The sequence below is a fragment of the Caballeronia novacaledonica genome (assembly GCF_900258035.1).
Lineage (GTDB): Bacteria > Pseudomonadota > Gammaproteobacteria > Burkholderiales > Burkholderiaceae > Caballeronia > Caballeronia novacaledonica.
In genome coordinates this window covers 88488-102290 of sequence record NZ_OGTP01000018.1, presented here as the reverse complement: position 1 = coordinate 102290, position 13803 = coordinate 88488, and the positions used below count along the sequence as shown (strand labels likewise).

The 13803-nt window shown below is 63.9% G+C and carries 13 protein-coding genes; 7 read left to right on the top strand and 6 right to left on the bottom strand.

Annotated features, from left to right (window positions below):
- Window positions 1–4: 4 nt before the first annotated feature.
- On the bottom strand, window positions 5–1324 hold the full coding sequence (locus NOV72_RS22865) for a C4-dicarboxylate transporter DctA (protein ID WP_106856840.1): 1320 nt from the start codon (window positions 1322–1324) through the stop codon (window positions 5–7).
- 227 nt (window positions 1325–1551) lie between these two features.
- Here NOV72_RS22865 and NOV72_RS22860 point away from each other — a divergent pair, with 227 nt between their 5' ends.
- Together NOV72_RS22860 and NOV72_RS22855 are read left to right on the top strand one after the other, a co-directional pair.
- On the top strand, window positions 1552–2244 hold the full coding sequence (locus NOV72_RS22860) for a FadR/GntR family transcriptional regulator (RefSeq protein WP_106856839.1): 693 nt from the start codon (window positions 1552–1554) through the stop codon (window positions 2242–2244).
- 111 nt (window positions 2245–2355) lie between these two features.
- Window positions 2356–2745 carry a hypothetical protein gene (locus tag NOV72_RS22855; RefSeq protein ID WP_106856838.1) on the top strand — a complete coding sequence of 130 codons (390 nt, stop codon included), beginning with the start codon at window positions 2356–2358 and terminating at the stop codon, window positions 2743–2745.
- Window positions 2746–2812: 67 nt separating this feature from the next.
- On the opposite strand, the gene gap is transcribed toward NOV72_RS22855, so the two are convergent.
- Window positions 2813–3823 carry a type I glyceraldehyde-3-phosphate dehydrogenase gene (gap, locus tag NOV72_RS22850; RefSeq protein WP_106856837.1) on the bottom strand — a complete coding sequence of 337 codons (1011 nt, stop codon included), beginning with the start codon at window positions 3821–3823 and terminating at the stop codon, window positions 2813–2815.
- Between the two features lie 47 nt (window positions 3824–3870).
- Complete coding sequence (gene tkt / locus NOV72_RS22845) at window positions 3871–5889, bottom strand: transketolase (protein ID WP_425428759.1); 2019 nt, start codon at window positions 5887–5889, stop codon at window positions 3871–3873.
- Between the two features lie 501 nt (window positions 5890–6390).
- Here tkt and NOV72_RS22840 point away from each other — a divergent pair.
- Both NOV72_RS22840 and NOV72_RS22835 read left to right on the top strand, forming a co-directional pair.
- Window positions 6391–6804: a VOC family protein gene (locus NOV72_RS22840; protein ID WP_106856835.1), complete on the top strand. Its 414-nt coding sequence runs from the start codon at window positions 6391–6393 to the stop codon at window positions 6802–6804.
- 63 nt (window positions 6805–6867) lie between these two features.
- Window positions 6868–7605, top strand: coding sequence for a 16S rRNA (uracil(1498)-N(3))-methyltransferase (locus tag NOV72_RS22835; RefSeq protein ID WP_106856834.1), 738 nt, complete (start codon window positions 6868–6870; stop codon window positions 7603–7605).
- A gap of 92 nt (window positions 7606–7697) precedes the next feature.
- On the opposite strand, the gene NOV72_RS22830 is transcribed toward NOV72_RS22835, so the two are convergent.
- The 3 genes from NOV72_RS22830 to NOV72_RS22820 form a co-directional block, all read right to left on the bottom strand.
- Complete coding sequence (locus NOV72_RS22830) at window positions 7698–8261, bottom strand: barstar family protein (protein WP_106856833.1); 564 nt, start codon at window positions 8259–8261, stop codon at window positions 7698–7700.
- Between the two features lie 16 nt (window positions 8262–8277).
- The gene (locus NOV72_RS22825; protein ID WP_106856880.1) at window positions 8278–8760 is read right to left on the bottom strand and encodes a ribonuclease; all 483 of its coding nucleotides are present in this window, start codon (window positions 8758–8760) and stop codon (window positions 8278–8280) included.
- A gap of 418 nt (window positions 8761–9178) precedes the next feature.
- Window positions 9179–11473: an NADP-dependent malic enzyme gene (locus tag NOV72_RS22820; RefSeq protein WP_106856832.1), complete on the bottom strand. Its 2295-nt coding sequence runs from the start codon at window positions 11471–11473 to the stop codon at window positions 9179–9181.
- A gap of 254 nt (window positions 11474–11727) precedes the next feature.
- On the opposite strand from NOV72_RS22820, the gene thiL reads away from it, so the two are divergent.
- Genes thiL through NOV72_RS22805 form a run of 3 tightly spaced genes read left to right on the top strand, consistent with a single transcriptional unit; the run spans window position 11728 to window position 13787 of the window.
- Entirely contained in the window at window positions 11728–12726 is a 999-nt protein-coding gene (thiL, locus tag NOV72_RS22815) for a thiamine-phosphate kinase (protein ID WP_106856831.1), read from the top strand.
- Window positions 12716–13261, top strand: a complete 546-nt coding sequence (locus NOV72_RS22810) for a phosphatidylglycerophosphatase A family protein (RefSeq protein ID WP_181291143.1) — start codon at window positions 12716–12718, stop codon at window positions 13259–13261. The genes thiL and NOV72_RS22810 overlap by 11 nt, the downstream gene beginning before the upstream one ends.
- A 25-nt stretch (window positions 13262–13286) precedes the next feature.
- Window positions 13287–13787, top strand: coding sequence for a CinA family protein (locus tag NOV72_RS22805; RefSeq protein ID WP_106856830.1), 501 nt, complete (start codon window positions 13287–13289; stop codon window positions 13785–13787).
- Window positions 13788–13803: the final 16 nt, after the last annotated feature.

Below are 13803 nucleotides of genomic sequence, written 5' to 3'. Positions count from 1 at the left end.
CAGTTCAGATTGCGTGGGCGTTTTCGTGGCCGTGCGCGGGTTCCGGCGCGGCGGGCACGAAGCGGTATTCGGCGTCCTGGTCGAGCACACGCTTGGCGCGCGCCCGGTCGATGTCGTTCTCCCAGACGGCGACGACCACCGTCGCCACGCAGTTGCCGATGAGATTCGTCACCGCCCGCGCGATCCCGACGAACCAGTCGACCGGCAGAATCAGCACGAGGCCGAGCACGGGAATCGCGGGAATGGCGGAGAGCGTCGCGGCGAGAATCACGATCGCGGAGCCGGGAATGCCGTGCGCGCCCTTCGACGTCACCAGCGACACGAGCACGACGACGATCAGGTCATGCAGCGACAGCGGCGTGTTGGTCGCCTGCGCGATGAAGATCACCGCGAGCGTGAGATAGATCGAGAAGCCGTCGAGGTTGAACGAGTAGCCGGTCGGAATCACGAGACCGACGGTCGAGTCCTTCACGCCCATCCATTCGAGCTTGCGCATGATCTGCGGCAGCACGGCATCCGACGAAGCCGTGCCGAGCACGATCGACAGTTCTTCGCGCAGATAGCGCACGAGCTTGAAGATCGAGAAGCCCGCGAGGCGCATCACCACACCCAGCACGACGAACACGAACAGGAAGCAGCTCGCGTAGAACACGATCACGAGCAGACCCAGTTGCTTGAGCGACGCGACGCCATACTGGCCGGTCGTGAACGCGATCGCGCCGAGCACGCCGAGCGGCGCGAGCTTGATGATGAACGCCATGATGCGGAAGAACACGTTCGACAGTTCGTCGATGAAGACCGTCACGCGCTGCGCCTTGTCGCCGAGCATCGAGAGCGCCGCGCCGAACAGGATGGCGAACACGAGCACTTGCAGGATGTCCCCTTTGGCGAAGGCATCGATCGCGGTGTCGGGGATGATCTTGAGCAGGAAGCCCGCGGTGTCCTTCAGGCTCTTCGCGTGTTCGGTGTAGGTGGAGAGCGACGCCGCGTTGAGCGTGTGCAGATCGATATTCATGCCGACACCCGGACGCGTCACCCACGCGAGAATCGCGCCGATCACGAGCGCGAGCGTCGTCATGATCTCGAAGTAGACGACCGCCTTCAATCCGACGCGCCCGACCTTCTTCAGATCGCCCGCGCTCGCCATGCCGCTCACGACGACGCAGAACACGATCGGCCCGATCACCATCTTGATGAGCTTCAGAAAGCCGTCGCCCAATGGCCGCAACGACTGGCCGAACTGCGGAAACAGCGCGCCGACCACGATGCCGATGACCAGCGCGATCATCACTCTGCCGAACAGCGAATTCAGAAATCTCGACACGACCGTCTCCTCTGGAATGTCTCAGGACTCGAGCAACTGTTCCGACTGGTCGGACCAGTGCTGTGATGGGGAATATTAGAAAGCCGATATAACCTCGTCAAGAAAGCATTCGTAGCGGTTTACCCTGCTGAAATCGGGCATGAAAATCCCGGCGAAGCGGCCGTTCACACGCGCGCCCGGCACGCGCATACAATGGCGGTCAGACCGGCCAATACTGTTTTCTTCCTATGAAAAACGTCCCGCATACCGTGACCGACGCCGCGATCGCGACCATTCGCGAGCGCATCGAATCGAGCATGTACCCGGTCGGGAGTCTGTTGCCGGCGCAACGGCAACTGTCGGACGAACTGTCGATCAGCAGGGCGTCGCTGCGCGAAGCGCTCTCGACGCTCGAAGCGCTCGGCATGCTGCATATCCGGCCGGGCAAGGGCGTGTACGTCAGCAACGCGCAGGCGAGCAACGCGCATCCGTGGCGTTTCGCGGATCAGGCATCGCTGCCCGACACGTATCAGATGCGCTTCGCGCTGGAAGGATTCGTCGCGCGGCTCGCGGCGCATTCGATCGGCGATGCGGACATCGACTGGCTCGACGACAATCTCGACTCGCTGCACGCCGCGCTGACCGAATCGGCGCTGGAGGAAGCCGCGCAACTGGATTTCGCGTTCCACATGCGCATCGTGAGTCTCGCGGGAAACGCGGCGATCGAATCGATCCTGCGCGGCAGCGCCGACATCATGAAGGAGAGTCAGCGCCTGCCGTTTTATCGGCGCGAACTGGTGTTGTCGACGTATCACGAACACGCGGTGATCATCGAAGCGTTGAAGGCGCGCGACGGAGAGAAGGCCGGCCGCGCGATCGAAGGGCACATCGTCAACGCGGCGCAGCGCGCGGGCGTGCATTTTCCGGTGCCGAACAGATAAAGCACGGCACTTCCCGACGTGTTCACAGTCTCAGCAAGGGCCGTGCGTACCGGAGGTTTCTATCCGCTTGCGCTGCCCTGCAATTGGCGAACATCAAGGGGAGCAGCGTCGATGGACATGCAACAACTCGTTTCAGAATTTCTATCCTCGGAGCACGGCGCGCAGGCCACACAAGCGCTGACCGATCAAGGCTTCAGCACCGGCGATAGCCAGCAAATGCTCAGTACCGCTGCGCAAACCGCGCACGCGCACGCCGAAGAACAGAATCAAGGATTGCTGGGCGATCATCCCGGCAAGAGCTTCTTCGCCGCGTTCGCCACGGGGCTCGTGCGAGGCGACGGCTTTCTGAAATCGATGGAGGAAGGTGGCGAAGGCGTGCTCACGGGGCGCATCGCCGAATCGATCGCGGCGCGCATGGGAATCGATCCCGGCACGGCATCGACGGTTGCCGCGGCGGCGACGCCTTACGTCGTGTCGTTTCTGCGGGAAAAGCTGGCGTAACGCCCGGTCCAGCACAAAAAACAAAGCCGCTCCGAAGAGCGGCTTTGTCATTTCAGCGGGCTGAAACTTACTTCGCGTTCGCGAGCGCCACCGCCGTGTCCAGCATGCGGTTCGAGAAGCCCCACTCGTTGTCGTACCAGCTCGACACCTTCACGAGACGGCCCGAAACCTTCGTGAGCGTGGAATCGAACGTCGACGAAGCCGGGTTGTGGTTGTAGTCGATCGAGACCAGCGGTGCATCGTTGTAGCCGAGCACGCCCTTCAACTCGCCTTGCGACGCTTCCTTCATGATCTTGTTGACTTCCTCGACCGTCGTGTCGCGCGCGGCGATGAACGACAGATCGACCACCGACACGTTGATCGTCGGGACGCGGATCGCGTAACCGTCCAGCTTGCCGTTCAGTTCCGGCAGCACGAGACCGACCGCCGAAGCAGCGCCCGTCTTCGTCGGGATCTGGCTGTGCGTCGCCGAGCGCGCGCGGCGCAGGTCTTCGTGGTACACGTCCGTCAGAACCTGATCGTTCGTGTATGCGTGGATCGTGGTCATCAGACCGTTGACCAAACCGATCTTGTCGTTCAGCGGCTTGACGAGCGGCGCGAGGCAGTTCGTCGTGCACGATGCGTTCGAGATGACCGTGTCCGAAGCCTTCAGCACGTTGTGGTTCACGCCGTACACGATGGTCGCGTCCACATCCTTGCCGCCCGGCGCCGAGATGATGACCTTCTTCGCGCCGCCCTTGATGTGCGCGCTCGCCTTTTCCTTCGTCGTGAAGAAACCCGTGCACTCCATCACGACGTCGACCTTCAGCTCGCCCCACGGCAGTTCGGCCGGGTTGCGGTTCGCCAGCACGCGGATCTTGTCGCCGTTGACGACGAGGTAATCGCCGTCCACCGATACTTCGCCCGGGAACTTGCCGTGCGCCGTGTCGTATTGCGTCAGGTGCGCGTTGGTCTTGGCATCGCCCAAGTCGTTGATGGCGACGATCTCGATGTCATGCTTCTTGCCGTTCTCATAGAGGGCGCGCAGCGTGTTGCGGCCGATCCGGCCGTAGCCGTTGATTGCAACGCGAATCGTCATGGTCTATCTCCTGATGGCTAAAAAAACCTGCTTCGCTGACGTCGGTATTACGCGGCGAGAACGGCCTTTGCCGTCTTGACCACGTTCTCCACCGTGAAGCCGAAATGCTTGAACAGCGCGCCCGCCGGCGCCGACTCGCCGAACGTGTCGATGCCGACCACGCCGCCTTCGAGGCCCACGTACTTGCGCCAGAAATCCGTCACGCCCGCCTCGATCGCCACGCGCGCCACGCCCTTCGGCAGCACGCGCTCGCGATACTCGGCGTCCTGCTTGTCGAAGACGTTCGTGCAGGGCATCGACACGACGCGCGCGCCGATGCCTTCCTTCGCCAGCGCCTCGACCGCTTCCATCGCGAGCTGCACTTCCGAGCCGGTCGCGATGAGGATGATCTTGCGCGCGGGAATGTCGTCGTTCCAGTCGCGCAGCACGTAGCCGCCCTTCGCGACGTTGGCGATCTGAATGTCGTTGCGCGCCGAGAACTGCAGGTTCTGGCGGCTGAAGATCAGCGTCGACGGACCGTGATGCGCGATCGCATGCGTCCACGCGACGGCCGTTTCGACCGTATCGGCCGGACGCCACGTCTGCAGATTCGGGATCAGGCGCAGGCTGGACACGTGTTCGACCGACTGGTGCGTCGGGCCGTCTTCACCGAGGCCGATGGAATCGTGCGTGAACACGAAGATCGAGCGCGATTTCATCAGCGCGGCGACGCGCAGCGCGTTGCGGCTGTAGTCCGAGAACGTCAGGAACGTGCCGCCGAACGGACGATAGCCGCCGTGCAGCGCGATGCCGTTGATGGCCGCGCTCATGCCGAATTCGCGCACGCCGTAGTTGATGTGATTGCCCCACTGGATGCCCGCGTGCTCCGGATTCGCGTTTTCCGCGTCTCCGGCGGCGCGCACGGCTTTCGACGCCTTCCAGTTGGTCAGGTTCGAACCGGTCAGGTCGGCCGAACCGCCGAGCAGTTCCGGCAGCGCGGCGGCGAGGCCTTCGATCGTGTTCTGCGATGCCTTGCGCGTCGCGATGGTCTCGGCCTTCTGGTTCGCGTCTTCGATGATCTTCGCAGCGGCTTCCGTCCAGTTCGCCGGCAGTTCGCCGTTCATGCGGCGCGCGAATTCCGCGGCATCCGCGTCGTACTTCGCGCGGTAAGCGCCGAACGCCTTGTTCCACTCGGCTTCCGCGTGCGTGCCCTGCTCCTTCGCGTCCCACGCTGCGTACACTTCCTGCGGAATCTCGAACGGACCGTAGTTCCAGCCGATAGCCGCGCGCGTCGCCGCGATTTCCTTGTCGCCGAGCGGCGCGCCGTGCGCATCGTGGCCGCCCGCCTTCGTCGGCGCGCCCTTTCCGATGACCGTGCGGCAGCAGATCAGCGTCGGTTTGTCCGACTTTTTGGCTTGCGCGATGGCGGCATCGACCGCATCGACGTTGTGGCCGTCCACTGCACGGATCACGTTCCAGCCGTAGGCTTCGAAGCGCTTCGGCGTGTCGTCGTGGAACCAGTGCTCGACGTGGCCGTCGATCGAAATGCCGTTGTCGTCGTAGAGCGCGATCAGCTTGTTCAGCTTCAGCGTGCCGGCGAGCGAGCAGCCCTCGTGCGAGATGCCTTCCATCAGACAGCCGTCGCCGAGGAATACATACGTGTAATGGTCGACGATCTTCGCGTCAGTCTTGTTGAATTCGGCGGCGAGCAGCGCTTCGGCGAGCGCCATGCCGACCGCATTGCCGACGCCCTGGCCGAGCGGGCCCGTGGTCGTCTCGACGCCCGGCGTCATGCCGACTTCCGGGTGGCCCGGCGTCTTCGAATGCAGTTGGCGGAAGTTCTTCAGTTCGCTCAGCGGCAGGTCGTAGCCGGTGAGATGCAGGAGCGAGTACAGCAGCATCGACCCGTGACCGTTCGACAGAACGAAACGGTCGCGGTCGAACCAGTGCGGGTTCGCCGGGTTGTGCTTCAGATGGCGCGACCACAGCGCGACGCCAATTTCCGCCATGCCCATCGGCATGCCGGGGTGACCGGAGTTGGCTTGTTGAACGGCGTCCATGGCGAGCGCGCGGATTGCGTTGGCCATGAGGGCGGACTGGCTGGAGGTCGGGATCGTCATGTCGAGTCGGGGCAGGTCCTGAAATGATCCATGGTGCTTCTCTGGCGTTACTTTTCGCTCGAGCCGGACCCGCGGGGCACAACGTTTTCAGGACCGGAACGACGAGAAACGACGAGGATCGGGAGGCCGTCATTCTAACAGACCGGTCCGATTGACTCGTGCCTGTCAGGCGCGAATCCAATGCGGCGAGGCGTCCCGGCGCGCGGGCATGTTCCGTGCAAATCACGCTCGGCGATTCGCGGGAACCGCGCCGCCCTCGCGCGCGTCGCAAGCGATACAACACTCGCACGACTCTGTGACAACGCATGACATTACATGGTATCGCGCGTCGCCAACGGACGTTCATCCGGCGAAATCCGTCCGGCGCGCGACCTTTTTTTGCAAGTTTCCTGCCGGTCCGTTATTCGTGCGGCTTCATGGCAAAATGTTCACCAATGTGCAGCAGCAAGGCTTCAAGGAGTGCTTTCGATGACCGACCCTCGCCCCGCCGACGTCCCCTGGCTGATCCCGTACCTCACCGTGCGCGACGCGCGCGTCAGCATCGCGTTCTATGAGAAGGCGCTCGGCTTCGTGGTGCGCGACAGCGTGAACGACGACGGCACGATCATCCATGTCGAGATGACGTATCGCGGACAGTTGATCGTGATGTTCGCGCCCGAAGGCGCATACGGTTCGCAGGCGCGCACGCCGAAAAGCTCGGGGCTGATGGCGCCGCAGTCGTTCTATCTTTATGTCGATGACGTCGACGCGACTTTTCAGCAGGCGCTCGCCGTCGGCGCGAAGCCGCTCATCGAGCCGCAGGACCAGTTCTGGGGCGACCGCTTCGCGCAGATCGAAGACCCGGACGGCTATCGCTGGGCGATCGCGCGACATCTGCGCTGAGCCGCCGCGTCGCCGGAAGGCATCACCACTATCCGCGAACGGAAGGTTCGCGATCGGCCATTCATGCCACGTTTTCATATCGACGGTCCGCTGTTCGCGGGCCAAACCCTTTCTCTTCCCGATGACGTCGTGCGTCACGTGCAGGTGCTGCGCCTGCAAACCGGCGATGCGATCACGCTCTTCGACGGCCGCGGCGGCGAGTATCGCGGCGAGCTCGTCGATATCGCGAAGCGCGCGGCGACCGCGCGCATCGACGAACACAGCGACCGCGAGGCCGAGCCGCCTTATCGCGTGACGCTCGCGCAAGGCATCGCGGGCGGCGACAAGATGGACTGGCTCATCGAGAAGGCAGTGGAACTGGGCGTGGCGGCCATCCAACCGATCACCGCCGAGCGCGGCGTCGTGCGCCTTTCCGGCGAGCGTGCGCTCAAGCGTCAGGCGCACTGGCAGGCGCTCACGCGCGCGGCGTGCGAGCAATGTGGACGCAACCGCGTGCCCGAGGTCGCGTCGCCGCGCGATCTGCACGCCTGGCTCGCCGGCCTGCCCGCCGCCACCGATGGCGAACTGCGCCTGCTGCTCTCGCCGCGCGCCGAAGTGAGCTTCGCGTCGCTGCCGGCCGATGCGCCGTCCAGCCCGGTCACGTTGCTGATCGGACCGGAAGCGGGTTTTTCGCCGGGTGAAGAAAGCGCGATCATCGATGCGGGATTCGCGACGCTCGGACTCGGCCCGCGCGTGCTGCGCACCGAAACGGCGGGCATCGCGGTGCTCGCGGCGCTGGCCGCGCGCTGGGGCGGCTGGTGATCCGCGTGGCGAACAAACGAAAACAGCCCGATGGACAGGTCCATCGGGCTGTTGCCGACCTCGACTAGCGCGCTCGCGCCAGCCGCGCCGGATCAGACGAACGAATAAAACACGCGGAACGCCACCTTTCTTTCCGCCCAGAACTCCGCCGCGTCGCGAAACACGTCGAGCAGGACTTCGCGGCCTTCCTTGTCGAACTTCTGCGCGATCGGCAGTTGTTCGAGCACGATCACGAAACCCGGCTGCGAGCCCGCCTTGTGAACGAGATCGGTGAGCGAATCGTAGAGTGCGTCGTAGTTCTTGCCAAAGTGCTTCGGAAAAAGGAACGACGTGGCGATGGTCTCCAGCACTTCCTGCTTGCTCTGCGCCTGACCGAGATAGGCATAGAGGAAATGCTGGCCGAGGCGATTCGCCTCGTCCGCGAGATCCTGCACGCGAAAAGCGCGGATCGACTGCACGATGTTCGAGCGCACCGTGGCGAACAGCGCTTCCGGATCCTCTTGCGGATGGCACTCCTCAGGCCTGGTCTCGTCGTCGGGTCTGTTGTCGTGTTCTGTCATGCGTAGCCGCAATACTCGCTGGAACAGGTTGCCATCGCCGGTGGCGAAAAGATCACTCGCGACGTTGTGGTCGTGCGCGTAGATGTTGTCGCTCATGCCGTAAATCCCGTAGTTAATCCGCAATCCGTTTGAAAGTAGCGTAGTGGTCGTCGGTGTAGTAGCAGTCGCCGACCTGCTTCTTCGGGCCGCCACACACGATCCGGCGCGCGCCGCGATCCCTCGCGCGAGGCGTGGGAACCGTGTACTCGTGGTAGTAGCCGCGCGCATGCCGCGGAAGCAAACGCTCGCGATTGCCGAACACGACGCCGTCCTTCTCGTAAGGGAATGGGCCACCGGTTTCGATCAGCCGCAGGGTCGCGACCGCCTGTCTCGGCAACTGCGCAATGTGGACGGTGGCCAGTCCGTCACGCTCCTGCCCGCCGGTCGCGTCCGGTTGCCGTTCCTGCGCCGCCCGGATCGGCGCGGCCGACGAGACCGGCGCCGAACTCGCGGACGCAACCGGTTCCTGTCCGCCGCTTCGAGGCTCATTCTTGCCGCACGCGCCCAAAAGAACGCTCAAAGCGACGAAAAAGGAAAGCCCTCGCGCGCGCGTCACCAAACGGCTGCCCTCGCGTTGCACCAGAATCCGGCGACCATGAAAGATGTAAGGGTATCGCTAATGACAGGGCGAAGCAACGTTACGCGGGAAATCGGAAATTTTTTCTCAGATCGGCGCAAGCCTGACATTTTCTGGCGACCGTCCTTGGACTATTTAGCCCAAATCTGAGAGATTTTTATCGCGCATGAGATAATAATTTGCTCGTGGGATCTTGAAGCCCTTGGATGAGCCGCCTCACTCGTCGCCAGCTTCACGGCATCGCGCTCCGCCGACGATCCCGCATTTGCGGGTTAAAGCAAATGCCCCCTTTTGCTTTTTCTCGGGCGTGCCGTTCCACACGGCACGCCTTTTTTTTCGCCCAAACGAAAACGCGGCGAGCAAGCCCGCCGCGTTTCATCTCACATCGAAGCCGCGATCAGCGCGCCGCCGACGCGTCCGCCACCAGCAACGCCGTCATATTGACGATCCGCCGCACGGTCGCCGACGACGTCAGCACGTGAACCGGCTTCGCGGCGCCGAGCAGAATCGGCCCGATCGCGATGCCGCTTCCCGCCGCCGTCTTCAGCAGGTTGTACGAGATGTTCGCCGCGTCGATATTCGGCAGAATCAGAAGATTCGCGTCGCCTTCGAGCGTCGATTCCGGCAGCACTTCCTTGCGCAGCCGCGCATCGAGCGCGACGTCGCCGTGCATTTCGCCATCGACGTCGAGATCGGGCGCGCGCTCTTTCAGGATCGCGAGCACGTCGCGCATCTTCTGCGCGGTCGGCGCGTTGCTCGTGCCGAAGTTCGAGTGCGACAACAGCGCGATCTTCGGCGCGATGCCGAAGCGCTTCACTTCTTCCGCCGCGAGCATCGTGATTTCGGCGAGCTGCTCGGGCGTCGGATCGACGTTCACGTGCGTGTCGACCAGGAAAATCTGGCGGCCCGGCAACACCAGCGCGTTCATCGCCGCATAGACCTTCGCGCCTTCCTTCTTGCCGATGACCTGATCGATGAAGTGCAGATGACGATGCGTCGTGCTCACCGTGCCGCAGATCATGCCGTCGGCTTCGCCCTTTTGCACCAGCATCGCGCCGATGAGCGTCGTGCGGCGGCGCATTTCGAGCTTCGCCATCTGCTGGCTGATGCCCTTGCGCGCCATCATCTTCGCGTACGACTGCCAGAAGTCGCGATAACGCTCGTCGTGATCCGTGTCGACGACACTGAAATCGACGCCCGGCGCAAGACGCAGACCGAACTTCTGGATGCGCTGCTCGATGACCGCCGGCCGGCCGATGAGAATCGGCTTGGCGATTTTTTCATCGACGGCGATCTGCACCGCGCGCAGCACGCGCTCCTCTTCGCCTTCCGCGAACACGATGCGCTTCTTCTCCGGCTCGACGCTGCGCGCGAGCTGGAACACGGGCTTCATCGTCGTGCCGCTGTGATAGACGAACTGCTGCAGATGCTGCTCGTAGGCTTCCATGTCCTCGATCGGACGCGTTGCCACGCCGCAGTCCATCGCGGCCCTCGCCACGGCGGGCGCGATCTTCACGATGAGACGCGGATCGAACGGCTTCGGAATCAGATATTCCGGGCCGAACGACAAATCCTGAATGCCGTACGCGGTCGCGACGATATCGCTTTGTTCCTGACGCGCGAGTTCCGCGATCGCGTTCACCGCCGCGATTTCCATTTCCTTCGTGATGACGGTCGCGCCGACATCGAGCGCGCCGCGGAAGATGAACGGAAAGCACAGAACGTTGTTGACCTGATTCGGATAATCCGTGCGGCCGGTTGCCAGCACCGCGTCCGGACGCACTTCGAGTGCGAGTTCGGGCAGGATTTCCGGCGTCGGATTGGCGAGCGCGAGAATCAGCGGCTTCGCGGCCATCTGCTTGACCATGTCCTGCTTGAGCACGCCGCCGGCGGACAGACCGAGGAACACGTCCGCGCCTTCCATCACTTCGGCGAGCGTGCGCGCGCTGGTTTCGCGGGCGAACAGTTCCTTGTCCGGGTCCATGAGTTCGGTGCGGCCCTTGTAGACCACGCCGGCGAGATCGGTCACATAGATGTTCTCGCGCTTCATGCCGAGATCGACGAGCAGGTTCAGACACGCCAGCGCCGCCGCGCCCGCGCCCGAGGCGACGAGCTTCACTTCGCCGATATCCTTGCCGACCACCTTCAGACCATTCGTGACCGCCGCCGCGACGACGATCGCGGTGCCGTGCTGGTCGTCGTGAAAGACGGGAATCTTCATGCGTTTGCGGCATTCCCGCTCGACGATGAAGCAGTCCGGCGCCTTGATGTCTTCCAGATTGATGCCGCCGAAGGTCGGTTCGAGCGCGGCGATCACATCGACGAGCTTGTGCGGATCGCTTTCGTTCAGCTCGATGTCGAACACGTCGATGCCCGCGAACTTCTTGAAGAGCACGGCCTTGCCTTCCATCACCGGCTTCGACGCGAGCGGCCCGATGTTGCCGAGGCCGAGCACGGCCGTGCCATTGCTCACGACGCCCACGAGGTTGCTGCGCGCGGTGAAACGCGCGGCGTTCAGCGGATCTTCCACGATCGCTTCACACGCGAACGCGACGCCCGGCGAGTAGGCCAGCGCGAGATCGCGCTGGTTGATCATCTGCTTGGTGGGCGCGATCGCGATCTTTCCGGGGACCGGGAATTCGTGATAGTCGAGGGCAGCTTCGCGCAACTTCGTATTAGCGTCGGTCGTCATAAGGCGGGCTAGCAGTGCGGGATTTAGAATGGAAGTTCGAACGCATTGTAGCGCCATTCAGCGGCGGTTTCGGACCGCGCTCCATGCATTTCGGCTACAAGTGCCATGACCGGAAAAGGTCTGATCGCTCCACGGGGCAAGGCTCGCGGCACATCGTTCGATTTTTTCGAGACGCGGGACGGATGCTTTCGGGGTTCCTTGCACGTTCCGCGCTTTGCTCTTGCAGCGCACAAAAAACCTATTCATCGCCGACGATGCTCTCCGAGTTTTCACTGATCGACCGATTCTTCGCACGCCGCGCGACGGCGCCCTCGCCACGTTTTGACGACGAGGCCGCGACGCCGCTCGGCATCGGCGACGACTGCGCGCTCATCGCGCCGCCCGCCGGGCATCAGCTCGCCATATCGACGGACATGCTGGTCGAAGGCCGCCACTTCTTCGCCGATGTCGATCCGCACGCGCTCGGCCACAAGGCGCTCGCGGTGAATCTGTCCGACCTCGCCGCGATGGGCGCGAAGCCGCACGCGTTCACGCTCGCGCTCGCGTTGCCGCGCGCCGACGAAGCGTGGCTCGAAGCATTCAGCGACGGCCTCTTCGCGCTCGCGGAACGTCACGACTGCGCGCTCGTCGGCGGCGACACGACGAGCGGTCCGCTCAACCTCTGCATCACCGTGTTCGGCGACGTGCCCGACGGCACGGCATTGCGCCGCGACGCCGCGCAGCCCGGCGACGACATCTGGGTGTCGGGCACATTGGGCGACGCGCGCGCGGGCCTCGGCGCGATTCGCGGCGAATGGCGCGCACCCGACGACGCCACCGCCGCGGACTGGAAGCGCGCGCTGGAGCGGCCCGAGCCGCGCGTCGCGCTGGGCCTCGCGTTGCGCGGCGTGGCGCACGCGGCGCTCGATATCTCCGATGGCCTCGCCGGCGATCTCATGCACATCCTGAAGCGCTCGGGCATGCGAGCCGTCGTCGATGCCGATTCCGTGCCGTGCTCGGACGCCGTGCGCGCGCTGCCCGACGCCGCGCGCCGCGCCTGCGCGCTCGCGGGCGGCGACGACTACGAACTCTGCTTCACCGCGCCCGTCGATGCGCGCGACACGCTCGCGAATATCGCGACGCGCGTGAAAGTGCCGCTGACCCGCATCGGTACAATCGAATCATCCGGTGCGCCGGGTATCGTCTGGCGCGATGCCTCGGGCGCCCCGCTCTCTCTGACGTTGCAAGGCTTCGATCATTTTCATGCAGACTGACCCGACACTCGCGGGCGAATCGAACGATTCGCGCAATCCGCCGCGCGCCGCGCCGCGCAAGGCGAGCGCGCGTTTCATGCTCACGCATCCGCTTCATATTCTTTCGCTCGGCTTCGGCAGCGGGCTGTCGCCCGTCGCGCCGGGCACGGTCGGCACGCTGTTCGCGTGGGTGTCGTTCGTCGTGTTCAATCCGCATCTGACGGTCGCCGAATGGGGCGCGCTGATCGTCGCGGGCTTCGTCGCCGGATGCTGGTTCACCGCCTTCACCGCGAAGAAAATGGGCACCGCCGATCCGTCGCCGGTGGTGTGGGACGAGATCGTCGCGTTCTGGCTCGTGCTGCTGCTCGTCACGCCCGCGACCTTTACCGGCCAGTTGTGGGCGTTCATCGTGTTCCGTTTCTTCGACATGGTGAAGCCGCCGCCGATCCGCTATTTCGACCGCCATTTGAAAGGCGGCTTCGGCATCATGTTCGATGACCTCGTCGCGGCGTTCTTCACGCTGCTCGTAATCGCGCTCTGGCGCATGACCGCCTGATTTTCAATTCTTCGAGAACACCATCATGCCAACCGACACCGTCGTTCACCAACTTGCGATTCGTGTCGGCAACAAGCTGCGCGACGAACGGCTGATGCTCGCAACCGCCGAGTCGTGCACGGGCGGCATGGTCGCCGCCGCCATCACCGATATTTCGGGCAGCAGCGCGTGGTTCGAGCGCGGTTTCGTCACGTATTCGAATCTCGCGAAGATCGAGATGATCGGCGTGCCGGCCACGTTGATCGAGCAGCACGGCGCGGTGAGCGAGCCCGTCGCGAAAGCGATGGCCGAAGGCGCGCTGCGCAACAGCCGCGCGCAGGTTTCGATCGCGATCACGGGCGTCGCGGGACCGGCGGGAGGAAGCGAAGCGAAGCCGGTGGGCACGGTGTCGTTCGCGTGGAGCAACCGGCTGCATACCGGCGTCGAGACGCAACTGTTCAAGGGCGATCGCGAGCAGGTGCGCACGCAGGCGGCCGCGCATGCGTTGCGCAAGCTGCTGGAGTTTCTGGAACAGCGCGAGCGGTGAGACGCCGGCGGCATAT

Bases quoted from the DNA above. Each gene is read 5' to 3' on its own strand.
- NOV72_RS22860 (WP_106856839.1), top strand. From the start codon at position 1,552: ATGAAAAACGTCCCGCATACCGTGACCGACGCCGCGATCGCGACCATT.
- NOV72_RS22855 (WP_106856838.1), top strand. From the start codon at position 2,356: ATGGACATGCAACAACTCGTTTCAGAATTTCTATCCTCGGAGCACGGC.
- gap (WP_106856837.1), bottom strand. From the start codon at position 3,823: ATGACGATTCGCGTTGCAATCAACGGCTACGGCCGGATCGGCCGCAAC.
- tkt (WP_425428759.1), bottom strand. From the start codon at position 5,889: ATGGCCAACGCAATCCGCGCGCTCGCCATGGACGCCGTTCAACAAGCC.
- NOV72_RS22840 (WP_106856835.1), top strand. From the start codon at position 6,391: ATGACCGACCCTCGCCCCGCCGACGTCCCCTGGCTGATCCCGTACCTC.
- NOV72_RS22835 (WP_106856834.1), top strand. From the start codon at position 6,868: ATGCCACGTTTTCATATCGACGGTCCGCTGTTCGCGGGCCAAACCCTT.
- NOV72_RS22830 (WP_106856833.1), bottom strand. From the start codon at position 8,261: ATGAGCGACAACATCTACGCGCACGACCACAACGTCGCGAGTGATCTT.
- NOV72_RS22820 (WP_106856832.1), bottom strand. From the start codon at position 11,473: ATGACGACCGACGCTAATACGAAGTTGCGCGAAGCTGCCCTCGACTAT.
- thiL (WP_106856831.1), top strand. From the start codon at position 11,728: ATGCTCTCCGAGTTTTCACTGATCGACCGATTCTTCGCACGCCGCGCG.
- NOV72_RS22810 (WP_181291143.1), top strand. From the start codon at position 12,716: ATGCAGACTGACCCGACACTCGCGGGCGAATCGAACGATTCGCGCAAT.
- NOV72_RS22805 (WP_106856830.1), top strand. From the start codon at position 13,287: ATGCCAACCGACACCGTCGTTCACCAACTTGCGATTCGTGTCGGCAAC.